Below are 26,190 nucleotides of genomic sequence, written 5' to 3'. Positions count from 1 at the left end.
AACCGCGCACGGGCGTCGGGCCACCGGCCCGCGTCCGCACCCTTGTGCTACTTGCTGTGTCACCAGTCACGTGCGCCGCAGCATAGTCACGTCTCTACCCATGATCACGCCACGCCAGGCCCACGGAACTCACCGCATCGGGGCGCCTCCGGCCTGTTCGAGGCAAGCCATCGCCCGATCGGACCATCATAGACCTCGAGATCCCCAGGCGTCGCTGCCGTGCGTGAGCGTCAGGCTCGTTCCTTGGTCCGCCGCGCGGACAGGCCGCCCCGCTTGCCGAGATTCCGGAGCCGGAACAACTGGAGCGCGCCGCCGATCCCCTGCCGGAACAAGGCCTTCACCTCGTCCGGACGAGCCCGCTCGAGGAAGTCCTCGACCTCGTCCTCGCGCACCGTGCCGGACCGCAGGCGGGTCTCCAGGCGCTCCATGCCGAGCGCGAAGACCATCACCAGCAGCGGGATCAGGATGGCGAGCCAGGCGGTCATGGTGCACGCATCGTCGCGCACCGCCCCGGGCGCTGCGCCATCGGGGTCGTCTGCGGCGTGTCGTCACCTCCCGACGCTCGGTGTCCGGGTGGCCCGTCGAGGGGCGCCGGGCGCCCGCGGGGTCGGGTCCTACCCTGGGTGGGTGAGCAGGGCTGCGCGCGCCACCGGCGAGGAGAGTCGTCTCGCGCTCGTGCGGCGGGCGCGACGGATGGACCGCGAGCTCGCGGTCGCCCACCCGGACGCGCACTGCGAGCTGGACTTCACGTCCCCGTTCGAGTTGCTGGTCGCCACGGTGCTCTCCGCGCAGACCACCGACGTCACGGTCAACCGCGTGACCCCGGGCCTGTTCGCCCGCTACCCCGACCCCGCCGCGTTCGCCGGGTCCGACCGTGTCGAGCTCGAGGAGATCCTGCGCCCGACCGGCTTCTACCGCGCGAAGGCCGAGTCGGTCACGAAGCTCGGCGCGGCGCTCGTCGACCGGTTCGGCGGCGTCGTCCCCGGACGGCTCGAGGACCTCGTGACGTTGCCGGGGGTCGGGCGCAAGACCGCCAACGTCGTCCTGGGCAACGCCTTCGGCGTCCCGGGGATCACGGTCGACACGCACTTCGGGCGCCTGGCGCGCCGCTTCGCGTGGACGGAGTCCGAGGACCCGGTGCAGGTGGAGAAGGAGGTGGGCGAGCTCATCCCGCGCAAGGACTGGACGATGCTCTCCCACCGGCTGATCTTCCACGGCCGCCGCGTCTGCCACGCCAAGACGCCCGCGTGCGGCGCGTGCTCCCTGCGCCGCGACTGCCCGTCGTCGGGTACCGGCCAGCAGGACCCGGTCAAGGCCGCCAAGCTGATCAAGGGGCCGGACGCGGCGCACCTGCTCGCCCTCGTCGGCCTCGAGCGGTGACGCGCGCCGAGGTCCGGGCCACCCTCGTGGTCCTCGTGCTGGCCGTCGTCGGGGTGATCGCCCTCTGGCCGCGAGACACCGGGTCCGCGCCCGCCACGGATCCCTCGGCGGTCCTCCAGCCGGCCGCCCCCGTCCCGGGTCCCGACGACCCGGCCGCCCTCGCCGCCGCGCGGGAATCGGCCGGGCTCGCGTCCTGCCCGGCGTCCGTGCCCGGCGCCGCGCCGGTCGCCCCGCTGGCCGGGGTGACGCTCGAGTGCCTGGGCGCCCCCGGGCCGGTCGACCTGGCCACCGCCCTCGCCGGTCGCGACACCGTCGTCAACTTCTGGGCCTCCTGGTGCGCGCCGTGCCGCGACGAGGTGCCCGCGCTCGCCGCGTACGCCGCGCAGCCGGGGGCCGCGGCGGTGCTGGGCGTCGACGCCGGCGACCGCGCGACGGCCGCCCTCGGGCTGATGCAGAGCCTCGGCGCCCGCTACCCGTCGGTGAGCGACCCGGCGCAGGTCGTCGCGCCGAAGCTCGGCGCGCCGCCGGTGCTGCCGGTCAGCGTGCTGGTCCGCGCCGACGGCAGCGTCGTCGACATCCCGCCGCAGGTGCTGCGCACCCCCGACCAGGTCCGCGCCGCCGTCGACGCCGCCCGCGGGGGCACCGGGTGACCGCCGACGACACCGCCGACCTGCGCCCCGGGGCCGCGCCGGCATGGCTCGGGCCCCTCGTGGAGGCCTGCCGGCACCTCGGGCCCGACGACGTCCCCTTCCGCCGGCGGGTGACGACGTCGAACGGCCGCCGCGCCGCGGTGCTCATGCTCTTCGCCGACGAGCGGGGCGACGGCACCGGGCCGGAGCTGCTGCTCACCGAGCGGGCCGCGGAGATGCGCGCGCACGCGGGCCAGGCGGCGTTCCCCGGCGGCTCGATCGACCCCGGGGACGCGGGACCGGTCGCGGCCGCGCTGCGCGAGGCCCGCGAGGAGACCGGCCTCGAGCCCGCGGGCGTCGTCCCCCTCCTCACGCTGCCGCCGCTGACGATCCCGGTCACCGGGTTCGCCGTGACGCCGGTGCTCGCCCACTGGGCACGGCCGTCGCCGGTCGGCGTCGTCGACCCCGGCGAGACCGCCGCGGTGCTGCGCGTGCCCCTGGCCGCGCTCGCCGACCCCGCGGCGCGGTTCCGCGTCGCCGGGCCCTCCGGGTACGTGGGTCCCGCGTTCGCCGCAGGGGGACTGCTCGTCTGGGGCTTCACGGCGGGTCTGGTGGACTGGATGCTCACCCTGGGCGGGTGGGCGAGACCCTGGGACGGTTCCGACGTGCGTGACCTCGACGAGGTGTGGGCGCAGCGGCACGACCTGAGTACTGCGCAGCCCGCGCCGAGCCGGCCCGATGCGGCCGCCGAAGGAGGTCCGGTCCGGTGAGCTGGGTGGACATCGTCGTCGTGCTGCTCGCGATCGCCGCGGGCATCTCGGGCTGGCGCCACGGCCTCGCCGTGGCGGCGCTGAGCTTCCTCGGCGTCCTCGGCGGAGCGCTGCTCGGTCTGAAGATCGCGCCGGCGCTGGTCGACACCTTCGAGGGCACGACGTCGAAGATCGTGGTCAGCGTCCTGCTCGTGGTCGCGCTCGTCGCGCTCGGCGAGACGCTCGGGGTCTACCTCGGGCGGTCGCTGCGCGACCGGATGCGCCTGCCCGCGGTGCGCACCGTGGACTCCTTCTTCGGCTCGATCCTGCAGGCCATCACGGCGCTGATCGTCGCCTGGCTCATCGCGCTGCCGCTGGCCGGCTCCTCGCAGACCGCACTGGCGTCCTCACTGCGCGACTCCCGTGTGCTCGCCGGCGTCGACTCGGTGATGCCCGACCCGGTGCGCCAGCTGCCCTCGGAGCTGCGGGCGCTGTTCGACGCCTCGGGCTTCCCGGACGTGCTGAGCCCGTTCTCGTCCACCCCGATCGCCGAGGTCCCACCGCCGGAGCAGGCGCTCGTCGAGGACCCGGTCGTCCAGCAGGCGCGGGCCAGCGTGCTCAAGGTCCGCGGTCGCGCGCCGTCGTGCCAGCGCGCGCTCGAGGGCACCGGCTTCGTCATCGGCGAGGACCGGGTGATGACCAACGCGCACGTCGTGGCCGGCACCGACGAGGTGTCGGTGGAGGTCCCGACCTCCGACGGCGACAGCCGCACCCGCTCGGCCCGCGTCGTGTACTACGACGACGAGGTCGACGTCGCCGTGCTCGCGGTGCCCGGGCTCGACACCGACGCGCTGCCGTTCGACTTCAGCGGCGCCGACACCGGCGACAACGCGGTCGCGCTGGGCTACCCCCTCGACGGCCCGTTCTCGTCCTCGCCGGCGAAGGTGCGCCAGCGCATCCAGCTGCGCGGGCCGAACATCTACGAGAGCGAGACCGTCACCCGCGACGTCTACACGATCCGCGGGCAGGTGCGGTCCGGGAACTCGGGCGGCCCGCTCGTCGACCCCCAGGGCCGCGTGATCGGCGTCGTCTTCGGTGCCGCGGTCGACCAGGGCGACACGGGCTTCGTCCTCACCGCCGACCAGGTCAAACCGGCCCTCGACGCCGCCCCGAACGCCACCGGCCGCGTCAGCACCGGCTCCTGCGCGGCCTAGCGGCGTCGTCCGGGGTGTACGAGCAATGCGGCTTTCCTGGCGCGTGACGCCAGGATCGCCACATCCTCGCCGCGGCGACACGCCGGTCAGGAGCCGTCGAGGAAGTCCAGCAAGGCGTCGGTGACGTGCTGCGGCGCTTCCTGGTGCGGGAAGTGCCCGACTCCGTCGAGCGTGCGGTGGTCGTGCCCGGCGTCGCACCAGCGCGCCGACGCGCGGGCCATGCGGTCGGACACCCACGGGTCGGCCTCGCCGTGGACCTGGAGCACGGGGACGGTCACGCGCCGGGCCATCGCGGCCGCGTAGCGCGCCCCGTCCGGCCGGAACTGCGAGCGCACGCACCAGCGGAAGCCCTCGACCGCGGTGTGCGGCACGCGCGGCAGCAGCATCGCGGCGCGGTGGTGATCGGCGACCTCGGCGAACTCGGGCGCGTCGACCCACCCGGCGCCCGAGCCGGTGCGCAGCAGCTCGGCCACCCAGGCACCGTCGTCACGCCGGAGGCGCCGCTCCGGGAGCCGGGGTGGCTGCACCGAGGCCGCGAGACGCACCGCCGCACCCCACGGCCGGCGACGGACGGCGTCGCGCGCCGTGCGCGGATGGGGAGCCGCGAGGACGCCGAGGCGCGACACCACGCCGGGACGCAACGTGGCGAGCGTCCAGGCGACCGCGCCGCCCCAGCCCGCGCCGACGACGGCCGCCTCCCGGGCCCCCAGCGAGCGCACGAGGCCCGCGGCGTCGCCCGCCAGGGTCCAGAGGTCGTAGCCGCGGGGAGGACGGTCCGAGTCGCCGTAGCCGCGCAGGTCGGCGGCGGCCACGCGGTAGCCGGCCGCGGCGAGGGCCGGCAGCTGGTGGCGCCAGGCCCACCAGAACCCGGGGAAGCCGTGCAGCAGCAGCACCAGGGGTCCGGACTCCGGGCCGGCCTCGGCCACGTGCAGCTGGATGCCGTTGGCCGAGACCGTGCGATGGGTCCACGGCCCCGGGATGTCGACGGGCGACCCGGAGGTCATGGCGCCCGGGGTGGTGCTCGGCCGGGGGCTCAGGCGGCGTCGGAGCGGCCGCGGCTGAAGACCGCCACCGACTCCTTGGCGGACTCGATGGTCCGCTCCGGCGCCTTGATCTTGCGGACCTTGAGGTAACCGAGCAGCCCCATGAGTCCCGCGAAGAGGATCATGAGTCCGAACGTCACCGCGTAGCCCGCCCACTGCTGGCTCGGCCAGATGAGGTTGAAGGCCTCGGACACGGCGATGAAGAAGAAGAACAGGCTGAACAGCGCCACGACGCCGGCGACGACGAAGAAGACACTGCCCTGCACCCCCTTCTTCACCTCCGCGGTGATCTCGGTCTTCGCGAGCTCCACCTCGGCCCGGACCAGGGTCGAGACGTGGGTGGTGACCTCCTTGACGAGCGAGCCGACGGAGGCGTCGCCCTCCTGGCGCACCGGCTCGGCGTTGAGGGGGATCGAGGGCACGACCGGCGGGGTGGACGAGCCGCTGGCGGGCTGCTCGGGGCGGGTCACGGGCGCTCCTGGCGAGGTCGGCCGCTCGGTCGGGCTGGGCGAGCGGTGGTGAGGTCGGTCATCGTGCCACGTCATCGGCGGTACGCCGCGCGGCACGGCGCGTCGCCTGCTGATCGCGACCGGCTTTCCCCGTCACCCGTCGACGTACTCCGGGCGTTCCCCCGTCCGGGGGCGTCGCCGGCGTCACTCGGCGGCGGGGCGACGCCGCAGCGCCTTCACGGCGCCCTGCCGGCGCTTGGCCTCCAGGCGGCGCCGGCGCGCGCCCCGGGACGGCCCGGTGGCGCGGCGCGCGGGCGGGTCCGGAGCCAGCGCGTCGCGGAGCAGCACGGACAGACGCTCCCGCGCGGCGCGGCGGTTGCGTCGTTGGGAGCGGTCGTCGGCGGCGACGACGGTGATCACGCCGTCGTGCAGGCGGCCGTCGAGCCGCTCGAGGAGCCGCGCGCGGACGTGCTCGGGCAGCGCGGCCCGGCGCAGGTCCACCGAGAGCTCGACGCGCGAGTCGGTGGTGTTGACGCCCTGCCCGCCGGGGCCGCCGGCCCGGGAGAAGCGCCAGTGCAGATCGACGGCGGGCACGACGACGTCGCGGGCGACCAGGAGGTCGCCCGCGACGTCGTCACCGTCGGCTGCACGCCGACCAGGATGCCCGTTTCAGCTGCGCGGACCCACCGGCAGCACGGTGCGGCCCCAGGTGTCGTTGGTGACCCCGGCGGCGGAGGTGTACCACGCGATCAGCGCGCTCAGGATGCCGACGAAACCGCCGACGGTCGCGATGGCGGATGCGCCGGTGAGGTCGCCGACGGCCAGGAGCGCGAAGGTGAGGAACAACGTGGCGAAGACGCCGACGAGCGCACCGGTCGTGCGCAGCGAGGCGATGAGCATGTAGAGGGTGAACACGGCCCAGCCGAGCAGGAAGATGCCGGTCGCCGTCTTCACATCCGCCTCGCTCGCGCCGCCGGCCTCGAGCGAGGGCTCGACGAACTGCACGTAGGCGCTGAACGCCAACCAGAAGGCCCCGTAGGAGCCGAAGGCGGTGGCGCCGAAGGTGTTGCCCTTGCGGAACTCCCACATCCCGGCGAGGAACTGCGCGAGCCCGCCGTAGAACAGGGTCAGCGGCAGGACGAGCGACTCCAGCGCCTCCGGGGCGATCTTCGCGTTGAACAGGCTGAGGACGAACGTCGGGAGCGCGAACGCCGCGAGCCCGAGGGGGCCGGGGTCCGCGATGCTCGGGCCGGAGCGCTCCGCGGGACGTGCCTCGGCCCGTGTCTCCTCGGACTCCCGGCGCACTTCGGTGCTGCTCGACATGCTCGCTCCTCTCCATGGGTGCGGGCCGGGCACCGAGGTGCACGGACCCGGTCGTGATGCGGATCACGTGCCGGTCACACTTCCCGGAACGGACTATGGTTCATGCACGGATGATTGACCTGATCGGTCCAGCTATGGCCCGGTTGCGTACGACCGTTCGGAGGCGTTGGCGGGCCTTCCGCCCGGGGGCTGGGACGATGACCTCTCGTGGCCGACCCGTTGGAGCCCCTGACCCGCCTGCCCGGCGTCGCCGACGACGCCGACGCCGTCCGCGACGCGCTCACGCGGGTGCACAACCATCGCGCGAACCGGCGCGGCTGGCCCGCCACGTCCGCCGAGGCCTCCGTGCGCGCGGCGCGGGCCTCGGCGAGCCTCGACGGCGGGGACGCCGAGCTGCCGGCCTCGGGCCGCGTCACCGACCCCGTCCTGGCCGGTTCCCTCCGCGTCGCCGAGGCCCTCGGCGGGCTCCTGTCCGCCTGGCGCTCCGCGCCCGGCCAGGCCCTCGCCCGGCTGCACGTGCTCGCCGCCGCGGACCTGCCGGGCGTGACCGACGACGATCTCGGACGCCCCCGCCGCGACCCCGGTGTCGGAGAGCGCCTCGACGCCCTCGCCGGGCTTGTCACCGGCGGCACCTCCGTACCCGCGCCCGTGCTCGTCGCGGTCGTCCACGGCGAGCTGCTGGCGCTCGCGCCGTTCCCGACGGCGACCGGCGTGGTCGCCCGCGCCGCGGCACGGCTGACCGCGGTCGGCACCGGCCTGGATCCCCGCGGCCTCGCCGTCCCCGAGGTCGGCCACTACCGCGCCGCCGATGAGTACCGCGGGGCCGCGGCGGCGTTCGGCACCGGCGAGCCCGACGGCCTCGCCCGCTGGTTCGCGCACTCGGCACAGGCGTGGCAGGTCGGCGCGCGCGAGGGGCTCGGCATCGCGGAGGCCGCCGGAGGCTGAGGCGCCCTCGCTCGCCGGGCTGTCGCCCGGACGCCACGGGTGCGGCGTCCGGCGCAGCTCCCGCCCCGCCGTCGCCGCCCGGCGTCCACACCCCGTGCGGTTGTCCCCAGGCCCGCGACGAGCGCTGACGTCGCGACCCCCGACCGCGGCAGCGTGCTCCTCACCGGCGACACGCGCCGGGACGAGGAGGGGCTGTAGTCGATGGCGGCGAGGACGGCGGTGGGCGGCGCAGACGCCCGGCGGGTCGTGGTGATGACCGACGACGAGGAGCTGCTCGACGAGACCGTGCGGCTCGCCGCGGCGGCGGACGCCGAGCTCGAACGGGTGCCCGACGCCGCGGGCGTCCGGCGGCGATGGCACACGGCGGCGCTGGTGCTCCTCGACGAGGACGCGGCCCGCGCGATCGGCCCGCTGCGGCTGGGTCGGCGCGACGGGGTCGTGGTGGTCTGCCGCGGCGAGCCGCCGGGCTCGCTGTGGGAACGCGCGGTCGCGGTCGGCGCGGAGCACGTCGTGTCGCTGCCCGACGGCGAGGCCTGGCTCGTCCGCGCCCTCGCCGACGCCCGGCCGGCGGGAGACGGCGGCCACGGGCGGGTCGTCGCGGTGGTCGGCGGCCGGGGCGGAGCGGGCGCCTCGGTGCTCGCCGTCGCGATCGCGTGCCAGGCCCGCACCCGCGGGACCCGCGTGCTCCTCGTCGACTGCGACCCGCTCGGCGGCGGCCTCGACCTCGTCGCCGGCGCGGAGGACCTGGAGGGCTTCCGCTGGGGCGGCCTCGTCCTCGGTGGCGGCGGCGGTGGGCGTGTGGCCGCCGAGTCGCTGCACGAGGCGCTGCCCTCGCCCGACGGGATGCTCACGGTCCTGAGCTGCGACCGCGCCGGTGCCGGACCGGAACCCGACGCCGCGGTCGCCGTCGTCGAGGCCGGGCGGCGGGCCGGCGAGATCGTGGTCTGCGACCTGCCCCGCCACCCCACCGACACCGCGCTCGCCGTGGCCGACGTCGCCGACCTGGTGGTCATGGTGGTGCCCGCCGAGGTCCGCGCGGTGGCCGCCGCCGGGCGGGTGGCCGAACCGCTGGTCGAGCGCGGGGCCTCGCTGCGCGTCGTCGTCCGCGGGCCCGCGCCGGGCGGCCTCGACGCCGAGGACGTCGAGCACGCGCTCGGGCTCGACACCGTGGTCTCGGTGGCCGCCGAGCCGGGGCTGGCGGTGCTGCTCGACCGCGGGCAGATCCCCGGCCTGCGCCGCGGACCGCTCCAGGACGCCGCCGCGGCCGTGCTCGACGCGCTCGACACCGCCGCCGACCGGGGACGGGCGGCATGACCACCGCGCCGGGCGCGGCTCCCACCGAGCTGGTCGAGCGGGTGCGCACCCGGCTCGTGAGCTCGGGAGGGCACGCCGGGGTCGGGGAGCTGGCGGCCGCGGTGCGCGCCGAGGCGCGCGGGGTCGTCGGTGACGCCGACGTGCTGACCGCCGTGCGGGGTCTGCAGCGCGAGCTCGTCGGTGCGGGCCCGCTGGAGCCGCTGCTGCGCGAGCCCGGCACCTCCGACGTGCTGGTCACCGCGCCGGACGCCGTGTGGGTCGATCGCGGCGCGGGGCTCGAACGCGCCGCCGTGAGCTTCCCGGACGAGGACGCCGTGCGTCGCCTCGCGCAGCGGCTCGCGAGCGCGGCCGGTCGCCGGCTCGACGACGCGAGCCCCTACGTCGACGCCCGCCTGCCGGGCTCGAGGGTGCGCCTGCACGCGGTGCTCGCGCCGGTCGCGGCCGACGGCACCTGTGTCTCGCTGCGGGTGCTGCGCCCCGCCCGCCACGACCTCGCGACGCTGGCGGCCACCGGCACGGTCGACGCGGCGGGCGCGGCCCTACTGCGGGCGGTCGTGGCGGCCCGCCTCGCCTTCCTCGTCGTCGGCGGCACCGGCTCGGGGAAGACGACCCTGCTCGCCGCCCTGCTCGGCGAGGTCGCGCCCGCCGAGCGGATCCTCTGCGTCGAGGACGCCGAGGAGCTGGCTCCTGCGCACCCGCACGTCGTGCGCCTGGTCGCGCGCCCGGCGAACGTCGAGGGAGCCGGGCAGGTCCTGCTGCGCGACCTCGTCCGCCAGGCCCTGCGGATGCGCCCCGACCGGCTGGTCGTCGGTGAGGTCCGAGGCGGCGAGGTGGTCGAGCTGCTCGCCGCCCTGAACACCGGGCACGACGGCGGCGCGGGCACCGTCCACGCGAACGCGCCCCGCGAGGTGCCGGCCCGTCTGGAGGCGCTCGCCGCCCTCGGCGGACTCGGCCCGGGCGCGCTGCACAGCCAGCTCGCCGCCGCGGTCCAGGTGATCCTGCAGGTGCGTCGCGACCGGGACGGGTCGCGGCGTCTCGACGCCGCCGGAATCCTGCGGCGGAAGGACGGCGCGGGCGAGGTCGTCGTGGTGCCGGCCTGGACGCGGGCCGACGGATGGGCGGTCGGGCGCGCGGACCTCGGGGCGATGCTCCGCGAGCGGGGCGTGACGCCGCCCTGGGGCGACGGGCCCGGGCCGCCGGACCAGCCGGAACCGCCTCCCCGCGCCGACCCGCCGCTGGGCGCGTCGGTCCGCGCGTTCCCGCCCGTGGCGCTGTCGGCCGGCGTCGCCGCACTCCAGCGGGAGCCGGCGTGACCGCCGCGATCGCGCTCACGGTCCTCGCCGCCGCGCTCGTGTGCTGGCCCCCGTCGGTGCCGTCGCTCCGGGTGGGCGCGCCGACCCGCTGCCGGCCGAGGCGACTGCCGTTCCTCCGGCTCTCGGCGCTCGGGCGACGACGGGTGCTCCTGCCGGTGGCCGCCGCGCTCGGGCTCGTCGTCGCCGGGCCGGGCGGCGTCGTGGCCGGCCTCGTCCTGGCCGCCACCGTGCTCCGGCACCGTCGCGCCGCGGCGGCAGACCGGGACCGCACGGCCGCGACCGCCGGTCTCGCCGAGGCCCTGGCGTCCTTCGCTGCCGAGGTCCGCGCCGGCACCCCGCCGTCCGCGGCCACCGTCTCAGCCGGCACCGACGCCCACCCGGTCGCCGCGCGGGTGATGGCCCTCGTCGGCGCCACGGCCCACCTCGGGGGCGACGTGCCGGCGGCCCTGCGGGCGGCGCGGGGGCGGGAGCCGGCGGTGGCGGAGCACCTCGACCGTCTCGCGGGGGCGTGGGGGCTGGCCGAGCGCCACGGCATCGCGCTCGCGGGGCCGGCCGGCGCCGTCGCCGCGGACCTCCGGGCACGCGCCCGCCTCGCCGGCGGCCTGCGGGCGCGCCTGGCCGGACCACGCGCCACCGCGGCCGTCCTCGCGGGTCTGCCGGTGCTCGGTGTGCTCCTCGGAGAGGGCATCGGCGCGCGGCCGTGGTCCGTGCTCACCGGCGGTGTCCTGGGCCAGGCGATGCTGGTGATCGGGGTCGGGCTCGTCTGCGCCGGTCTGGCGTGGACCGAGCGGATCGTCGCCGGGGTCGCCCGGTGAGCGCCGCGCCCGCGGCGTTGTCGGCGGCGTTGCCCCCCACGCTGCCTGCCACGCTGCCTGCCACGCTGCCCGCCGCGCTCTGCTGCCTCGCCGCCGCGCTCGTGACGGCACCCGGGCCGATGACCGCGCACCACCGTGCGGTGCCGCGGCCTCCCGTCCGGCGATCGGCGAGCGAAGGCCTGGTCCCGGGGGTGGCGCTCGCGGTGGCCGGCGCGGCCGCTGTCGTCGCCGGTGCGGGCGCGGTGGCCGGCCTGCTGGTCGTGGCAGGCCTCGCCGTGGCACTCGGGCTCCCGCGCTGGCGGGCCCGCCGCGCCCGCCCGGTGCCCGACCCGCTCGCGCTCGCCGGGGCGTGGGACCAGCTCGGGGCGTGCCTGCGGTCGGGGCTGTCGCTGGACCGTGCCGCCCGGGCCGTGGTGCCCGTGCTCCCGGACGCGGCAGGCACCGCCCTCGCCCGGGTCGCCGACCTCGTGGCCCTGGGCGCGGACCCCGCGACCGCGTGGGAGCCCGCCCTCGCCGAACCCACCACCGCCCGGCTCGCCCGTGCCGCCCGCCGCTCGGCCCGCAGCGGTGCCGCGGTGGCCGACGTGGTCGAGGCCGTCGCGGTCGACCTGCGGGCCGAGGCGGCGGACGCCGTCGAGGCCCGCGCCGAGCGGGCGGGCGTGCTCGTCACCGGACCACTCGGTCTCTGCTTCCTGCCGGCCTTCCTGGCCCTCGGCATCGTGCCGGTGGTCGTCGGGCTCGCCGGTCCGCTGCTGGAGCAGCGATGAGCCCGCACGCCCCGCCGGGGCGTGGGACGAGAGGAGAACCCCATGACCACGCCGACTCCCGAGACCCGAGGTCTGCGCGACCGGCTGGCGCACCTGCGCGACGACGACACGGGCATGTCGACGGCGGAGTACGCCATCGGGACGATCGCCGCGGCCGCCTTCGGGGCGCTGCTCTACACGGTGATCACGGGCGACTCGATCGTCGGGGCGCTCACCGCGATCGTGCAGCGGGCGCTGACCAGCACCTTCTGAGCCGAGGCGGTGACGAGGGCGCGGTCACCGTCGAGGCCGCCTTCGCCGTCGGCACGCTGGTTGCCGTCCTGGCGGTGGTCCTCGCCGCGATGGGCGCCGTGGTGCTGCAGCTGCGGTGCACCGACGCCGCGGTCGAGGCCGCCCGCTTCGCCGCCCGGGGCGACCCCGACGAGGCGCGCCGCGCGGCGGCGCGGCTGGTGCCGGACGGCGCCGAGGTCGTCGTCGACGTGCGCGGCGAGGACGTGGTCGCCCGCGTCCGCACGGCACCGCTGGGCTCGGCGCTCCCCGGTCTCCGGGTCGGTGCCGAGGTGCTGGCCGCCCGCGAGCCCTCGCCGATCGCCCCGGCCGAGGGCCCCGATCCGCTCCCCGGCGCGCCGCCGGAGGCCGAGGCCGGGACCGACCCGGCGTCGGCCTCCGGCACGGCGACCTCGGCGCCGACGGACCCGGGGCCGGCAACCTCGGCGCCGGCAACCTCGGCGCCGACGGATCCGTCGCGACGGGATCCCGCTGGCTCGGGAGGTGTGCCGTGAACGGCGCGGCGAGCGGTCGGGCCACCCTGAGTCGCGGCGCCCCGGCCGGACCACGCGACGGCCCGTCGGCCTGCGCCGTCGACGACGCCGGGGTGGCCACGGTGCTCGCGGCGGCCGCGGTGGGCGTGCTGGTCCTGCTGCTCGGGCTCGGGCTGCAGCTCGGCGCCGCGACGCTCGCCCGGCACCGCGCGGAGGCGGCCGCCGACCTCGCGGCACTCGCCGCGGCACGCGCGGTCGTCCAGGGCGTCGACGTGGCCTGCGCCCGGGCGGCCACGGTCGCCGCGGGCAACGGTGCCCGGGTGCTGGCCTGCACCGCGCGGGGGTGGACGGTGACCGTCGTCGCGGCCGCGCCGTGCCGATGTGTGCCGAGCGTGTCCGGTGACGCCACCGGACGCGCACGGGCGGGACCGGTCGCCGGCGGTGACGCCCCGACCGGCACCGCGGCGGTGACGGCGGGCGACCATGCGGCGCTCGACCCGGGACGAGCGGAGGGCGGTCCCGGGTGAGCGGCGCCCCGGACGAGCAAACGGGCGCAGGTCGGCTGCTCGTCGCGCGCTCGCCCGCTGAACGGGGCCGACGAGCACGCTCAACGTGTGATCACGGCCGATGGGCGATGACGGGTGGCGAAGCCACGTGTGCATGCCGTTACTGGGAACAGCACACCGGGACGGACACCCGGACCAGGAGGAACCGATGCAGTGGTGGGACAGCTATCGAGCCGTCTACGGCACGGAGCTCCGCGCTGAGGCGATGGTCCTCGCCGACCACGGCTGGGCGGTCGTCCCCGGAACGTTCCCGCAGGGCGAGGCGTGGAGCGGATGCCCCGACGCCGCCCAGGACGGGCCGTGCCCGGTGCTCGACGACTGGGCCCGTCGCGCGTCCACCGACTGCGGCCAGATCGCCGAGTGGTGGTCGGGCCTCCCGTACTCGATCCTGCTGCCCACCGGCCTGACCTTCGACGTCCTCGAGGTCCCCGCCACCGTCGGCCGTCGCGCCGCCGCGGTGCTGCGCGCGATCGGGGTCCCGGTCCCGATCGCCGCGACGCCCACGGGCGAGTGGCTGTTCCCGGTCGGCGCGGGCGAGCCGCTGCGCCCCGACCTCGCCGAGCGGGCCGGCATCGTGCTCCACGGCCGCGGCAGCTGGTTCGCCGCGCCGCCGTCGACCTACCCGCAGGGCTCGGTGCACTGGCGGGTCCGCCCGTCGGCCTGCGGCTGGAACCTGCCCGACCCGTTCCGCGTCCAGGATGCCCTGGTCGAGGCCGTGGCCCAGCGACCGGCCGTCGCGGGTGGCGGATCGACCTACCGCCTGGCCACCGTCGCCACCGGGGTCCGCTCCTAGCAGCAGGCCTCGCGCGACACCCCCACAACTCCAGACTTCGGGTCCCCTCGGGGCGACGCCGGACCAGCGAGGCCTCCCGACCGGGAGGCCGCGCCCGCCGCCCCACCCGGACACCCCAGCCGACGCGCCGGTGCACCCGTCGCGACCGGCTGTCGGTCCGGGACACAGGGGAGGGCCCCCGCGGCGGTGGGCCGCCCGCGAGCGATTCGCGCGCCCGCCGCCGCCCCGAACGGCGCCGCAGGCCGGGTCGACGATCTCCCCGGCCTGCGGCGCTCCAGACCTCGCCGCGGGTCGGGACGGACCCCGAACCCCCGACCCGCGGCGGAGCCCACCCCGCCGCTCGGCGGAGCCCGACTCCCCGCCGCTCGGCGGAGCCCGACTCCCCGCCGCTCGGCGCAGCCCGACTCCCCGCCGCTCGATTGCGCGCTCGTGACCGCCGCGCCCACCGGGAGCGAGGGACGCCCTGACTGCGTGGGACGCAGCGAAGGACGCCCTCGCTCCCACCCCGAGGTGCCGCAGCGCCCGTCGACCTCCGCTCAGCCCTCCGCTCAACCCTCCGCTCAACCCTCCGCTCAACCCTCGGCCAACCGCCCCAGCACGGCGTCGAGCACGAGGATCGCGCCGGCCTTGTCGAGCGGGTCGTTGCCGTTGCCGCACTTCGGCGATTGGACACACGACGGGCAGCCCGACGGGCACTCGCAGTCGGCGATGGCCGCGCGGGTCGCGGTGAGCCACTCCCGCAGGGCCTCGTGGGCCCGGTCGGCGAACCCCGCGCCGCCGGGGTGGCCGTCGTGCACGAACACCGTCGGGTGCCCGGTGTCCGGGTGGAGGGCCGTCGAGACGCCGCCGATGTCCCACCGGTCGCAGGTCGCGACGAGCGGGAGCAGCCCGATCGCCGCGTGCTCGGCCGCGTGCAGGGCGCCCGGCCACCGCGCCGGCGCCAGCCCCGCCGCCAGCAGGGCCGGCTCCGTGAGCGTGTACCAGATCGCGCGGGTCTGCAGGCTCCGCGCGGGCATGTCGAGCGGCGTCGAGTCGAGCACCCGCCCCGAGGGGAGTTTCCGCAGGTAGCCGACCACCTGCTCGGTGACCTCCACCGACCCCAGGCAGACCTGCAGGTCGCCGTACGCCGCGCACCGCTCCGTCTCCTCGACCGAGATGTCGATCACCGTGCGCGCCTGGGTGGTCCACTCGGGGTCCTCGGCGTGCACGTGGGCCAGGCCCTCGTCGAGGTCGAGGGTGTCGACGACGTAGCTCTCGCCCTGGTGCAGGTGGACGGCGCCGGGGTGGACGGTCGCCGGGGCCGCGCCGGGGTCGACGGTGCCGAGCATCCGCCCGGTCTCCGACTCCACGAGCACCACCTGCTCGCCGCCGCTGCCGCGGATGTCGACGCCGGCGTGCGGGCGATCGGTCGGGTGCGACCAGAACCACCCGCCCCGGCGGCGCCGCAGCAGTCCCTCGGCCACGAGGTCGTCGACCACCGACAGCGCGGCGTCGCCCCCGAGCGCGGCGATGTCCTCCCGGGTCAACGGGATCTCCGACGCCGCGCACGCCAGGTGCGGCGCCAGGACGTACGGGTTCGTGGGGTCGAGCACGCAGCGTTCGAGGGGCGCGCCGAGCATCGCCTCGGGGTGGTGCACGAGATAGGTGTCCAGCGGGTCGTCCCGGGCGACGAGCACCACCAGCGCGTCGTCACCCGACCGCCCGGCGCGCCCGGCCTGCTGCCAGAACGACGCCCGCGTGCCCGGGAAGCCGGCCACGACGACGGCGTCCAGCCCGACGATGTCCACCCCGAGCTCGAGCGCGTTCGTCGTCGCCACGCCGCGCAGCGACCCCGACAGCAGGGCCTGCTCCAGCTCGCGGCGCTCCTCGGGCAGGTAGCCGGCGCGATAGGCCGCGACCTGCGTCGCCAGCTCGGCGTCGATCTCCGAGAGCACCCGGCGCGCGCCCAGCGCGGTGAGCTCCGCCCCGCGCCGCGACCGGACGAAGGCGAGCGACCGCGCGCCCTCGAGCACCAGGTCGGCGAGCATCCGGGAGGTCTCCGCGCCCGCCGAGCGCCGCACCGGGGCACCGTTCTCCCCGGTGACCTCCTCCAGCAGCGGCGGCTCCCACAGGGCGACGGCCCGGGCGCCGCGCGGCGAGCCGTCGTCGGTGACCTCGGACACGTCGAGCCCGGTCAGCACCGACGCGGAGGCCGCGGGCTCGGACACCGTGGCGGACGCGAGGACGAACGTCGGGTGCGCCCCGTAGCGCGCGCACACCCGGCGCAGGCGTCGCAGCAGCAGCGCGACGTGGGAGCCGAACAGGCCGCGGTAGGTGTGGCACTCGTCGACCACGACGTAGCGCAACCGGCGCAGGAACGTCGTCCAGCGCCCGTGCCGGGGCAGGACGCCGCGGTGGAGCATGTCCGGGTTGGTGAACACCCAGTTGGCGTGCTGGCGGACCCAGTCGCGCTCGGGGATCGGGGTGTCCCCGTCGTAGGACGCCGCGCGCACCCCGTCGACGCCGAGGTCGAGCACGGTCCGGAGCTGGTCGGCGCCCAGCGCCTTGGTCGGCGAGAGGTACAGGGCGGTCGCACGCGGGTCGGTGTGCAGCTCGGTGAGCACCGGCAGCTGGTAGGCCAGCGACTTCCCGGACGCGGTGCCGGTGGAGACGACGACGTGCTCGCCGGCCGCCGCGCGGTCTGCGGCCGCGGCCTGGTGGCTCCACGGGCGGTCGATGCCGCGGGCGAGGAACGGGGCGCGCACCGTCTCGGGCACCCAGTCCGGCCAGCCCTCGGTGGTGCCCTCCCGCGCGGGGACGATCTCGGCGTGGGTCAGGGGACTCTCGCCGTCGGGCGTGCCCGCGAGCACCCGCCGCAGCAGGACAGCGCCCCGCGTCCGGCCCTCGAGGACGGTCTCGAGCGCCTCCTCGCGCGACCGTAGATCGCGTTCGGCCCCCACGCGCGCCGACCCTGACACAGGCCCTCCCCTAGCACTCTCGTTCGAGAAAGACGTACACCTCACAGCGCTCGGGGGAACTGCCGTGCGACCGGGTGACTCCCACCTCCTACACTGCGGCACCTGTCCACCACCCGGCGTGTCGGGGCGGTGGCTGATTCATCACGCGCCGAGGTCGCCGCGAGGCCGGGCCGGGCGCGTCGAGCAGATGTGCCAACCGGGAGGCTGGATGCAAGCGTCCGTCCTCGCCGCGGGGATCTCGTTCTCCGCCGGCGACAACATCGTGGTGGTCGTGGTGGCAGTCGTGGCCGTCATCGCGCTCGCCATCGGCTTCGTGCTGCGCAAGCAGGTGCTCGCCGCCGACGAGGGCACGCAGGGCATGCGTGACATCGGCCGCGCGGTGCAGGAGGGCGCGAACGCGTTCCTCACCCGCCAGTTCAAGACGCTCGCGCCGTTCATCGTCGTGGTCTTCCTGGTGCTGTTCGCCCTGCCCGCGTCGAGCACGGGCGAGCTCATCGGCCGCTCGGTGGCCTTCGTGGTGGGCGCGCTGTTCTCGATGGCCATCGGCGCGCTGGGGATGAACCTCGCGACGAAGGCGAACATCCGCGTCGCCGCGGCGGCCAACGAGCCGGGCGGGCGCGACAAGGGCGCGAGGATCGCGTTCCGCACCGGCGGCGTGGTCGGCATGGCCACCGTCGGCCTCGGCCTCTTCGGTGCCGCGATCGTCGTGCTGATCTTCGTCGAGGAGGCCCCGCGCGTCCTCGAGGGCTTCGGCCTCGGCGCCGCCCTGCTCGCCATGTTCATGCGTGTCGGCGGTGGCATCTTCACCAAGGCCGCGGACGTCGGCGCCGACCTCGTCGGCAAGGTCGAGCAGAACATCCCCGAGGACGACCCCCGCAACGCCGCGACCATCGCGGACAACGTGGGCGACAACGTCGGTGACTGCGCCGGAATGGCCGCGGACCTGTTCGAGTCCTACGCCGTGACCCTGGTCGCCGCGCTGATCCTGGGCTCGGTGGCGTTCGGCACCCTCGGTCTGACCTACCCGCTGATCATCCCGGCGATCGGTGTCCTCACCGCGATCGTCGGCGTGTTCATCACGCGGACCCGCGAGGGCGAGAACGCGCTGCGGGCCATCAACCGCAGCTTCTACGTGTCCGCGGTCATCTCGATCATCCTGTGCTCGATCGCGGCGTTCACCTACCTGCCGTCGAGCTTCGCCGAGCTGCCCGGCGTCGACGCCGCGCGCATCGGCGACCTCGCCGCCGCCGGCAACCCGCAGATCATCGCGTTCGTCGCCGTGATCATCGGCATCGTCCTCGCGATCGTCATCCTGTCGCTGACCGGCTACTACACCGGCACCGAGGACAAGCCCGTCAAGGACGTCGGCACCAGCTCGCTCACCGGTGCCGCGACGGTCATCCTCGCCGGCATCTCGGTCGGCTTCGAGTCCGCCGTCTACACCGCGATCGTCATCGGCGCGGCCGTCTACGGCGCGTTCCTGCTGTCCGGCTCCGTGTTCGTCGCGCTGTTCGCCGTGGCCCTCGCCGGCACCGGCCTGCTGACCACGGTCGGCGTCATCGTGGCCATGGACACCTTCGGCCCGGTCTCGGACAACGCGCAGGGCATCGCCGAGATGTCCGGCGACGTCGAGGGCGCCGGCGCGGACATCCTCACCGAGCTCGACGCCGTCGGGAACACCACGAAGGCGATCACCAAGGGCATCGCGATCGCCACGGCCGTCCTCGCCGCCACGGCGCTGTTCGGCTCGTACAACGACGCGATCACCCTGGCCTACCGCGAGGCGGGCCAGACGATCGGCGACATCTACAACGTGACCGCCCCGAACCTGCTGGTCGGCGTGGTCATCGGTGCGGCGGTCGTCTTCCTGTTCGCGGGCCTCGCGGTCAACGCCGTGTCCCGCGCAGCCGGCGCGGTGGTGTTCGAGGTGCGGCGCCAGTTCGCCTCGATCCCCGGGATCATGGAGTACCGCGGCGGCGACGGTGTCGGGCGGCCGGAGTACGGCAAGGTCGTCGACCTCTGCACCCGCGACGCGCTGCGCGAGCTCGCGACGCCGGGCCTGCTGGCGATCCTCGCCCCGATCACGGTCGGCTTCGGTCTCGGTGTCGGGCCCCTCGCGGGCTACCTCGCCGGCGCCATCGCCGCCGGCACCCTGATGGCGATCTTCCTGGCCAACTCGGGCGGCGCCTGGGACAACGCCAAGAAGCTCGTCGAGGACGGCAACCACGGCGGCAAGGGCTCCGACGCCCACGAGGCGACGATCATCGGCGACACCGTCGGTGACCCGTTCAAGGACACCGCCGGCCCGTCGATCAACCCGCTGATCAAGGTCATGAACCTGGTCTCGGTGCTGATCGCCCCGGCCGTTGTGGCCCTGTCGGTCGGTGTGGACGCCAACCCGGCGGTCCGCATCGTCATCGCCGTGGTCGCGCTGATCGGCATCATCGTCGCGATCTACGTGTCGAAGCGCCGCTCGACCGCGATCGCAGACTCCAACCAGGACGCCCCGGCGGCCGCCCAGGCCTGACGGGCACGTACGACGGCGAAGGGCCCTTCCGATCGACCGGAGGGGCCCTTCGCGCGTCTCAGGGGTGGCTCACCACGGGAGCTCGCCGTTGCGGTCGAGGAAGCGCCCCGTGCCGCCCTCGGTGTCGTTGACGGCCGCGACGATGGCGTCGGTGCCCTCGGTGAGGGTCTGGGAGCCCGCGAAGGCGTTGAGGTTCGTCGCGGTCCATCCCGGGTTCACGACGGTGACGACGACGTCGGCGAGCGTCTTCGCGTACAGCACCGAGATCATGTTCAGCGCCGCCTTCGACGACGGGTAGGCGAGGTGGGGGTAGCGCTCCCACCGCCCGGCGTGCATGTCGGTCAGCGAGCCGAGGCTCGACGACACCATCACCAGCCGCGGGTGCTCGCCCCGCTGCAGCAGCGGCAGGAACGCGTGGGTGACGCGCACGACCCCGAACACGTTCGTCTCGAAGACGGCGCGCAGGTCCTCGGCCGTCGTGTCGGCCGGAGCGATCTCCCGCTCGGCCCCGGCGATGCCGGCGTTGTTCACGAGGACGTCGATCGCCCCGACGGCGTCCTGCACCTCCTTGGCCGCCGCGGCGACCGACGCGCCATCGGTGACGTCGAGGGTGAGCGGGCGGATGTCGAGGCCGGAGTCGGCGAGTTCCGCGGCGAGCGGGGCGGGCTCGCGGGCGCCGGCGAGGACCGTCCAGCCCTGCTCCGCCAGCCGGCGGGCGGCCTCGAGCCCCAGCCCGCGGGAGGCTCCGGTGATCAGTGCTGTGCTCATGGACCCACGATGCGCCGGGCGGTGATCGTCGGCCAGGGACCTCGCACCCGGGGACCCGCGGTACCAGGCTGGGCGAGCGGGAGCGGGGCATCCTGGAGCCATGAGCCGCGGTGACAGCGCCGAGCTGGCGGCCGCGCTGCGGCAGTGGCGCGAGCGCGTGACCCCCGCCGACGCCGGCCTGCCCGCCGGGCCGCGCCGGCGCACGCCGGGGTTGCGGCGCGAGGAGGTCGCGGCGCTGGCCGGGGTGTCGGTCGACTACGTCGTGCGCCTCGAGCAGGGCCGCGGGCCGCACCCGTCCTCGTCGGTGCTCGGCGCGCTCGCCCGCGCCCTGCGCCTCTCGACCCCCGAGACCCGCCACCTCTTCGACCTCGCCGGCGTCGAGGCGCCGGGGTCCGGACAGGTCGTCGACCTCGTGCGCCCGAGCGTGCTGCGCCTGCTCGACCGCATGCACGACCTGCCGGCGATGCTGGTCGACGCCCGCAGCACGCTGCTGGCCTGGAACCCGCTGCTGGACGCGTTGTTCGGCGACCTCTCGGCCCTCCCGCGGGACCAGCGCAACCTCCTGTGGATGCGCCTCGGGCCCCGCGGGCGCGAGGGCCACGCGCTCGTCGTCGAGGAGGACGGCAGCCGCGAGGGTCTCGATCGCGCGGCCGTCGCGCGGGCGCGGGCCGCGCTGGGCCGCTACCCCGACGACGCGGTGCTGCGGGCGATGGTCGACGAGCTGAACCGGACCAGCCCGATCTTCGCCGAGCTGTGGGCGCAGCGGCCCGTGGAGGACCGCCGCGTCGACCGCAAGACCTTCGAGGTCCCCGGGATCGGGCGTCTCACCCTCGACTGCGACTCGCTCGAGGTCCCCGGCGACGATCAGCGCCTCGTCGTGTACTCCGCGGTGCCCGGGTCGCGCGACGCCGAGCTGCTCGACCTCCTGCGCGTGGTGGGCCTGCAGACCGTCTGAGACCCGTGTCGGGTCCCTCGTCTGTTCGAACGCATGTTCTAGGCTCCGCGGGTGTGGGGCAGCTGTCGTTCTGGTCGGCGGACGCCCGTCCGCGCGGCCTGGGCGACCTCGAGGGCCTGCTCTGCGGGCCCGGGCGCGCGGAACTGTTCGGCCGCGGCCGCGCGGCGCGTCTGACGATCGTGCTGGGCCCGCCGCCGCCCGAGCCGGAGGACGAGCCGGAGCAGGAGCCGGAGGAGGGGTCGGAGGGCGACGGCGTCGACGGCGCGGACGACGGCGTCGCGGACCTCGAGGGCCCCGAGATGGACGAGACCCCGGTCGACGACGCGCCCGCGCTCGATCCCGAGGAGCTCGCGTTCCTCGACCTCGACCCCGACGAGATCGCGGCCCGGCTCGGCGCGCACCGTCAGGACGGCGTGTCGCGCGAGCGAGCGTGTGGCGATCCTGGCGTGGGACGCCAGGAAAGCCGCATTGCTCGCACAGCCGTGTGCACATCCCACCCCGAGGACCCGGTCAGCCGGTGGCGGGCGGAGGCCGTGTGTTGCGCGCTGCGGGCGCGGGGGGTGCCGGCGGAGGTGGGGCGCGCCGAGGACGGGCGGCACCGGGTCAGCACGGCCTTCCGCACCGATCTCGCGGACCTGGCGCGGGCGTGGACGGGCGGGGCCGGAATGAAGACGGTGCCGTCGGGGTTCGAGCTGGACGGACCACGGTTGCGGCTCTGGGTGCTCGCCGCGGGAGCGCACGCGGGGCGGGGCTACACGCTCGGCCTCGACCCCGAGGCGCGCACGCTCGACGACCGCTTGCTCACAGCGAGTCGCCATCTGGGGCTCGGCGCGCGGCTCGTCCGGCACGGCCGCACACCGGCGCTGCGTATCGTCGGGGCGCGGCGGCAGGGCCGACTGGGTGAGCTGGTCGGGCGTCCGCCCGAGCGGCCGGCCGACGGCGTCTGGCCGGTGTGAGCCCGCCGACACCCCGTCGCTACCGTGCCGGGAGGCGCCCGAACGGCCCGATGTCCAGCACCGATCGGGCCTCCCACGCGGCGCCGACGGGGGTTCGAGAAGCGTGGTCCCCACCCGTGTGCCGCGGGGAAACGACCGGTCGCGCCTGGCGCGACGACCACCGTGAGGCACACTGGCGCCAGTGGCGACCCGCCACCTGTACGACGAGACGAGGCATGCCCGTGGCATCGACGAAGGGCTCGACGACGGCACGCAGCGCGACCACCGACACCGCGACCCCCACCGAGAACGGGTCCGCGGGGCGGTCCGGCACGCGCGCGAAGTCCGGAGCCAAGTCGTCCGGTGGCGGCAAGAAGACCGGCAACGGCGGCGCCACCCCGGCCGGTGACGGCGGCCGCCGGCTCGTGATCGTCGAGTCGCCGGCGAAGGCCCGCAAGATCGCCGACTACCTGGGCTCGCGCTACATCGTCGAGTCCAGCCGCGGCCACATCCGCGACCTCCCGCGCGGCGCCGCCGACGTCCCTGCCAAGTACAAGGGCGAGTCCTGGGCCCGCCTGGGCGTCGACGTCGACAACGACTTCGAGCCGCTCTACATCGTCACGCCGGACAAGAAGTCGACGGTCACCGAGCTCAAGGACGCCCTCAAGGAGGTCGACGAGCTCTACCTCGCGACGGACGGCGACCGCGAGGGCGAGGCCATCGCCTGGCACCTGCTCGAGACCCTCAAGCCGAAGGTCCCGGTCCGCCGCATGGTGTTCCACGAGATCACCGAGTCGGCCATCCAGGCCGCCGCCGCGAACCCCCGCGAGCTCGACAAGGACCTCGTCGACGCGCAGGAGACCCGGCGCATCCTCGACCGGCTCTACGGCTACGAGGTCAGCCCCGTGCTGTGGAAGAAGGTCATGCCGAAGCTCTCGGCGGGCCGGGTGCAGTCGGTGGCGACCCGCGTGATCGTCGAGCGCGAGCGCGAGCGGATGGCGTTCGTGTCCGCGGGTTACTGGGGCATCGACGCGCAGCTGCGTGCCACGGAGTCCAAGGACGATCAGGCCCCGCGCAGCTTCAAGGCGTCCCTGACGGCCGTCGACGGCGCCCGCGTGGCCACCGGCCGCGACTTCGACTCGCTCGGTCAGCTCAAGACCCAGGACGTCCGGCGCCTCGACGAGGGCGACGCCCGGCGCCTGGCCGAGGCCCTCGCCGACCGCGACTACACGGTCTCCTCGGTCGAGGAGAAGCCGTACACGCGCAAGCCCTACGCGCCGTTCATGACCTCCACCCTCCAGCAGGAGGGCGGCCGCAAGCTGCGGTTCTCGGCCGAGCGGACGATGCGCACCGCGCAGCGCCTGTACGAGAACGGCTACATCACCTACATGCGCACGGACTCCACGACGCTGTCGGAGACCGCGATCAACGCCGCGCGCAACCAGGCCCGCGACCTCTACGGCGACGAGAACGTCGCGGAGAAGCCGCGCCAGTACACGCGCAAGGTCAAGAACGCGCAGGAGGCCCACGAGGCGATCCGCCCGGCGGGGGAGACGTTCCGGACCCCCGGCCAGGTCGCGAACGAGCTCTCCGGTGACGAGTTCCGCGTCTACGAGCTGATCTGGCAGCGCACGATCGCGAGCCAGATGCGCGACGCGCGCGGCACGACGATGAGCGTGCGGATCACGGGCACGGCGGCCACCGGCGAGGAGTGCACCTTCTCCGCGTCCGGGCGCACCATCACGTTCCCGGGCTTCCTGCGCGCCTACGTCGAGACCGTCGACGAGGAGGCCGGCGGCGAGGCCGACGACGCCGAGCGCCGCCTGCCGCGCCTCGCCGAGGGCGACGCGTGCGCCGCGGACGAGCTGACCCCCGAGGGGCACAGCACCAACCCGCCCGCGCGCTACACCGAGGCCAGCCTGGTGAAGACGCTGGAGGAGCGCGGCATCGGCCGCCCGTCCACCTACGCGTCGATCATCAACACGATCCAGGAACGCGGCTACGTCTGGAAGAAGGGCAGCGCGCTGGTCCCGAGCTGGATCGCCTTCGCGGTGGTCGGGCTGATGGAGCAGCACTTCGGGCGCCTCGTCGACTACGACTTCACCGCCGCGCTCGAGGACGAGCTCGACGCGATCGCCGCGGGCAACGCGCAGCGTGAGACGTGGCTGTCGCACTTCTACTTCGGCGCCAACGGATCGACCGGCGCGAACGGCTCGAACGGCTCGAACGGCGCCGCGCACGGCGACGGCGTCGAGGCGTCGATGTCGAACCTCGGCGGGCTGAAGAAGCTCGTCGGCGACAAGCTCGAGGGCATCGACGCCCGCGAGGTCAACTCGCTGCGGATGTTCGCCGACGACCAGGGCCGCGACGTCGTCGTGCGCGTCGGGCGCTACGGGCCCTACCTCGAGCGGGTCGTCACCGAGGACGGCGAGGAGAAGTCGCAGCGGGCGAACCTGCCCGAGGACCTCCCGCCCGACGAGCTCGACCTCGCGCACGCCGAGGAGCTCTTCGCGACCCCGCAGGAGGGGCGCTCGCTGGGCACCGACCCGGCGTCGGGGCACGAGATCCTCGCCAGGGAGGGCCGCTACGGGCCCTACGTCACCGAGGTCCTGCCCGAGGGCGACAAGTCCAAGCCGCGCACCGGCTCGCTGTTCGCGTCGATGACGCTCGCCGAGATCACCCTCGACGACGCGCTGAAGCTGCTGAGCCTGCCGCGGGTGGTCGGCACCGACCCCGAGTCGGGCGAGGAGATCACCGCGCAGAACGGGCGCTACGGGCCCTACCTGAAGAAGGGCAAGGACTCCCGGTCGCTGGACAGCGAGGAGAAGCTGTTCACGGTGACCCTCGAGGAGGCCCAGAAGCTCTACGCCCAGCCCAAGCAGCGCGGGCGGGCCGCGGCGAAGCCGCCGCTCAAGGAGCTCGGCACCGACCCGGCGTCGGGCAACCCGATGGTCGTCAAGGACGGGCGCTTCGGCCCGTACGTCACCGACGGCGCGGGCGTGAACGCCTCGCTGCGCAAGGGCGACGCGGTCGAGGGCCTCACCGACGAGCGGGCGGCCGAGCTGCTGGCCGAGAAGCGCGCGAAGGACGGCACCAAGCCGACGAAGGCCGGAGCGAAGAAGGCGCCGGCCAAGACGACGGCCGCGAAGACGAGCACGGCCAAGAAGACCACCGCCAAGAGCGGCACCGGCTCGAAGGGCGGCCGCGGGACGCCCACCAGCTAGACGCGACGAGGAGCCGTGTCCTGAGGACACGGCTCCTCGATCTGGCTGGGGCTCAGGCCACCGACGTCAGCGACTCCACCACCGCGCGGGCCATGTCCGCGCCCGCCGATCCCGCCAGCTGGTGGGCCCGGGCGCGGATCTCGCCGGCCAGCGGCCGCAGTTCGGCCATCGCCGGCACGGTGTCGGCCAGGGTCAGCTCGGCCTCCACGAGCGTCACGTCGCCGCCCCACACGTCGGCGAGGATCCGCACGATCCAGCCGGTGGCGTGGTCCCACCCGGCGCGGGGCGTGCCCTCGCCGTACCCGCCGCCGCGGGCGATCACCAGCGTCACGGGCTTGCCGGCCAGCGGCGACGTCCCCGGCGCGAAGCGCGGGTCGGTGATCATGAGGTCGATCCACATCTTGAGCTGCTGCGCGACGCCGAAGTTGTAGAGCGGGGTCGCGACGACCACCGCGTCGGCCTCGACGACCTCGTCGGCCAGCCGGGCCGCGAGACCGACCGCCGCCCGCTGCTCGGGCGAGCGCTGGTCCTCGGGCGTGAACCCGGCGAGCGCGGCGGTCGGCCAGGCGTCGGCGGGCACGGGGTCGGTCGCCAGGTCGCGGCGGACGACGGTGTCGGACGGGTGCGCCTCGAGGTAGGCGCGCTCGAGGGTGTCGGCGACCTCGCGGCTCACCGAGCCCTCCGTGCGGATGCTGCTGTCGAGACGGAACAGGGTCACGAGGTCCTCCGGAAGCGGGAGCGGTAAGCGCTGCTCCCAAGATGT

General features: G+C 75.6%; 25 protein-coding genes. 17 read left to right on the top strand and 8 right to left on the bottom strand.

The window, feature by feature from the left end:
* Positions 1-230: 230 nt before the first annotated feature.
* Positions 231-485 (bottom strand): hypothetical protein, encoded by a 255-nt coding sequence (locus QSK03_RS27340; protein ID WP_285658661.1) that lies wholly within the window; start codon positions 483-485, stop codon positions 231-233.
* Positions 486-627: 142 nt separating this feature from the next.
* Here QSK03_RS27340 and nth point away from each other — a divergent pair, with 142 nt between their 5' ends.
* The 4 genes from nth to QSK03_RS27320 are packed head-to-tail and all read left to right on the top strand — an operon-like array spanning position 628 to position 3,972.
* Entirely contained in the window at positions 628-1,380 is a 753-nt protein-coding gene (gene nth, locus QSK03_RS27335; protein ID WP_285658659.1) for an endonuclease III, read from the top strand.
* Positions 1,377-2,030 carry a TlpA family protein disulfide reductase gene (locus QSK03_RS27330; protein ID WP_285658657.1) on the top strand — a complete coding sequence of 218 codons (654 nt, stop codon included), beginning with the start codon at positions 1,377-1,379 and terminating at the stop codon, positions 2,028-2,030. Before nth ends, QSK03_RS27330 begins: the two co-directional genes overlap by 4 nt.
* Positions 2,027-2,779, top strand: coding sequence for an NUDIX hydrolase (locus QSK03_RS27325; RefSeq protein WP_285658654.1), 753 nt, complete (start codon positions 2,027-2,029; stop codon positions 2,777-2,779). Before QSK03_RS27330 ends, QSK03_RS27325 begins: the two co-directional genes overlap by 4 nt.
* Complete coding sequence (locus QSK03_RS27320; protein WP_285658652.1) at positions 2,776-3,972, top strand: MarP family serine protease; 1,197 nt, start codon at positions 2,776-2,778, stop codon at positions 3,970-3,972. The genes QSK03_RS27325 and QSK03_RS27320 overlap by 4 nt, the downstream gene beginning before the upstream one ends.
* An 86-nt stretch (positions 3,973-4,058) precedes the next feature.
* Here QSK03_RS27320 and QSK03_RS27315 read toward each other — a convergent pair whose 3' ends face one another.
* The 4 genes from QSK03_RS27315 to QSK03_RS27300 form a co-directional block, all read right to left on the bottom strand.
* Positions 4,059-4,976, bottom strand: coding sequence for an alpha/beta fold hydrolase (locus QSK03_RS27315; RefSeq protein ID WP_285658650.1), 918 nt, complete (start codon positions 4,974-4,976; stop codon positions 4,059-4,061).
* 29 nt (positions 4,977-5,005) lie between these two features.
* Positions 5,006-5,485, bottom strand: coding sequence for a phage holin family protein (locus QSK03_RS27310; RefSeq protein ID WP_285658648.1), 480 nt, complete (start codon positions 5,483-5,485; stop codon positions 5,006-5,008).
* A gap of 183 nt (positions 5,486-5,668) precedes the next feature.
* Positions 5,669-6,079, bottom strand: coding sequence for an alternative ribosome rescue aminoacyl-tRNA hydrolase ArfB (gene arfB, locus QSK03_RS27305; protein WP_285658721.1), 411 nt, complete (start codon positions 6,077-6,079; stop codon positions 5,669-5,671).
* Positions 6,080-6,133: 54 nt separating this feature from the next.
* Positions 6,134-6,787: an acetate uptake transporter gene (locus QSK03_RS27300; RefSeq protein WP_285658645.1), complete on the bottom strand. Its 654-nt coding sequence runs from the start codon at positions 6,785-6,787 to the stop codon at positions 6,134-6,136.
* A 207-nt stretch (positions 6,788-6,994) separates the two neighbouring features.
* On the opposite strand from QSK03_RS27300, the gene QSK03_RS27295 reads away from it, so the two are divergent.
* The 9 genes from QSK03_RS27295 (at position 6,995) to QSK03_RS27255 (ending at position 14,061) form a co-directional block, all read left to right on the top strand.
* Positions 6,995-7,732: an oxidoreductase gene (locus QSK03_RS27295; protein WP_285658642.1), complete on the top strand. Its 738-nt coding sequence runs from the start codon at positions 6,995-6,997 to the stop codon at positions 7,730-7,732.
* 219 nt (positions 7,733-7,951) lie between these two features.
* On the top strand, positions 7,952-9,046 hold the full coding sequence (ssd, locus tag QSK03_RS27290; RefSeq protein ID WP_285658639.1) for a septum site-determining protein Ssd: 1,095 nt from the start codon (positions 7,952-7,954) through the stop codon (positions 9,044-9,046).
* Positions 9,043-10,359 carry a TadA family conjugal transfer-associated ATPase gene (locus QSK03_RS27285; RefSeq protein ID WP_285658637.1) on the top strand — a complete coding sequence of 439 codons (1,317 nt, stop codon included), beginning with the start codon at positions 9,043-9,045 and terminating at the stop codon, positions 10,357-10,359. The genes ssd and QSK03_RS27285 overlap by 4 nt, the downstream gene beginning before the upstream one ends.
* Positions 10,356-11,174: a type II secretion system F family protein gene (locus QSK03_RS27280; RefSeq protein WP_285658636.1), complete on the top strand. Its 819-nt coding sequence runs from the start codon at positions 10,356-10,358 to the stop codon at positions 11,172-11,174. The genes QSK03_RS27285 and QSK03_RS27280 overlap by 4 nt, the downstream gene beginning before the upstream one ends.
* The gene (locus QSK03_RS27275; protein WP_285658630.1) at positions 11,171-11,941 is read left to right on the top strand and encodes a type II secretion system F family protein; all 771 of its coding nucleotides are present in this window, start codon (positions 11,171-11,173) and stop codon (positions 11,939-11,941) included. Before QSK03_RS27280 ends, QSK03_RS27275 begins: the two co-directional genes overlap by 4 nt.
* 42 nt (positions 11,942-11,983) lie before the next feature.
* Entirely contained in the window at positions 11,984-12,193 is a 210-nt protein-coding gene (locus QSK03_RS27270) for a DUF4244 domain-containing protein (RefSeq protein ID WP_285658628.1), read from the top strand.
* Positions 12,190-12,723, top strand: coding sequence for a TadE family type IV pilus minor pilin (locus QSK03_RS27265; protein ID WP_285658719.1), 534 nt, complete (start codon positions 12,190-12,192; stop codon positions 12,721-12,723). Before QSK03_RS27270 ends, QSK03_RS27265 begins: the two co-directional genes overlap by 4 nt.
* Positions 12,720-13,229, top strand: a complete 510-nt coding sequence (locus QSK03_RS27260; RefSeq protein WP_285658624.1) for an Rv3654c family TadE-like protein — start codon at positions 12,720-12,722, stop codon at positions 13,227-13,229. The genes QSK03_RS27265 and QSK03_RS27260 overlap by 4 nt, the downstream gene beginning before the upstream one ends.
* A gap of 187 nt (positions 13,230-13,416) precedes the next feature.
* Positions 13,417-14,061 carry a bifunctional DNA primase/polymerase gene (locus QSK03_RS27255; RefSeq protein WP_285658622.1) on the top strand — a complete coding sequence of 215 codons (645 nt, stop codon included), beginning with the start codon at positions 13,417-13,419 and terminating at the stop codon, positions 14,059-14,061.
* 572 nt (positions 14,062-14,633) lie between these two features.
* On the opposite strand, the gene QSK03_RS27250 is transcribed toward QSK03_RS27255, so the two are convergent.
* Positions 14,634-16,922, bottom strand: a complete 2,289-nt coding sequence (locus tag QSK03_RS27250; protein ID WP_502872227.1) for a DEAD/DEAH box helicase — start codon at positions 16,920-16,922, stop codon at positions 14,634-14,636.
* Between the two features lie 304 nt (positions 16,923-17,226).
* Between QSK03_RS27250 and QSK03_RS27245 the strand changes: the two genes are divergently transcribed.
* Positions 17,227-19,545 carry a sodium-translocating pyrophosphatase gene (locus QSK03_RS27245; RefSeq protein WP_285658620.1) on the top strand — a complete coding sequence of 773 codons (2,319 nt, stop codon included), beginning with the start codon at positions 17,227-17,229 and terminating at the stop codon, positions 19,543-19,545.
* Positions 19,546-19,614: 69 nt separating this feature from the next.
* Here QSK03_RS27245 and QSK03_RS27240 read toward each other — a convergent pair whose 3' ends face one another.
* On the bottom strand, positions 19,615-20,313 hold the full coding sequence (locus QSK03_RS27240) for an SDR family NAD(P)-dependent oxidoreductase (protein ID WP_285658618.1): 699 nt from the start codon (positions 20,311-20,313) through the stop codon (positions 19,615-19,617).
* A gap of 100 nt (positions 20,314-20,413) precedes the next feature.
* Between QSK03_RS27240 and QSK03_RS27235 the strand changes: the two genes are divergently transcribed.
* The 3 genes from QSK03_RS27235 to topA all read left to right on the top strand — a co-directional run bounded on the left by QSK03_RS27235 (position 20,414) and on the right by topA (position 25,427).
* Positions 20,414-21,268 carry a helix-turn-helix transcriptional regulator gene (locus QSK03_RS27235; RefSeq protein WP_285658615.1) on the top strand — a complete coding sequence of 285 codons (855 nt, stop codon included), beginning with the start codon at positions 20,414-20,416 and terminating at the stop codon, positions 21,266-21,268.
* Positions 21,269-21,321: 53 nt separating this feature from the next.
* Positions 21,322-22,224 (top strand): hypothetical protein, encoded by a 903-nt coding sequence (locus QSK03_RS27230; protein ID WP_285658612.1) that lies wholly within the window; start codon positions 21,322-21,324, stop codon positions 22,222-22,224.
* Positions 22,225-22,439: 215 nt separating this feature from the next.
* Positions 22,440-25,427: a type I DNA topoisomerase gene (gene topA / locus QSK03_RS27225; protein ID WP_285658610.1), complete on the top strand. Its 2,988-nt coding sequence runs from the start codon at positions 22,440-22,442 to the stop codon at positions 25,425-25,427.
* A 52-nt stretch (positions 25,428-25,479) separates the two neighbouring features.
* Here topA and QSK03_RS27220 read toward each other — a convergent pair whose 3' ends face one another.
* Complete coding sequence (locus QSK03_RS27220) at positions 25,480-26,145, bottom strand: FMN-dependent NADH-azoreductase (RefSeq protein WP_285658608.1); 666 nt, start codon at positions 26,143-26,145, stop codon at positions 25,480-25,482.
* Positions 26,146-26,190 lie beyond the last annotated feature (45 nt).

The organism is Actinomycetospora sp. NBRC 106375, from assembly GCF_030269665.1.
Lineage (GTDB): Bacteria > Actinomycetota > Actinomycetes > Mycobacteriales > Pseudonocardiaceae > Actinomycetospora.
The sequence above is the reverse complement of the archived record's forward strand: the minus strand, read 5'-3'. Positions and strand labels throughout refer to the sequence as shown.

Coding starts and splice junctions, on each gene's coding strand:
- QSK03_RS27235 (WP_285658615.1), top strand. CDS start 20,414: ATGAGCCGCGGTGACAGCGCCGAGCTGGCGGCCGCGCTGCGGCAGTGG.
- QSK03_RS27270 (WP_285658628.1), top strand. CDS start 11,984: ATGACCACGCCGACTCCCGAGACCCGAGGTCTGCGCGACCGGCTGGCG.
- QSK03_RS27340 (WP_285658661.1), bottom strand. CDS start 485: ATGACCGCCTGGCTCGCCATCCTGATCCCGCTGCTGGTGATGGTCTTC.
- QSK03_RS27315 (WP_285658650.1), bottom strand. CDS start 4,976: ATGACCTCCGGGTCGCCCGTCGACATCCCGGGGCCGTGGACCCATCGC.
- QSK03_RS27285 (WP_285658637.1), top strand. CDS start 9,043: ATGACCACCGCGCCGGGCGCGGCTCCCACCGAGCTGGTCGAGCGGGTG.
- topA (WP_285658610.1), top strand. CDS start 22,440: ATGCCCGTGGCATCGACGAAGGGCTCGACGACGGCACGCAGCGCGACC.
- QSK03_RS27245 (WP_285658620.1), top strand. CDS start 17,227: ATGCAAGCGTCCGTCCTCGCCGCGGGGATCTCGTTCTCCGCCGGCGAC.
- QSK03_RS27300 (WP_285658645.1), bottom strand. CDS start 6,787: ATGTCGAGCAGCACCGAAGTGCGCCGGGAGTCCGAGGAGACACGGGCC.
- QSK03_RS27255 (WP_285658622.1), top strand. CDS start 13,417: ATGCAGTGGTGGGACAGCTATCGAGCCGTCTACGGCACGGAGCTCCGC.
- QSK03_RS27240 (WP_285658618.1), bottom strand. CDS start 20,313: ATGAGCACAGCACTGATCACCGGAGCCTCCCGCGGGCTGGGGCTCGAG.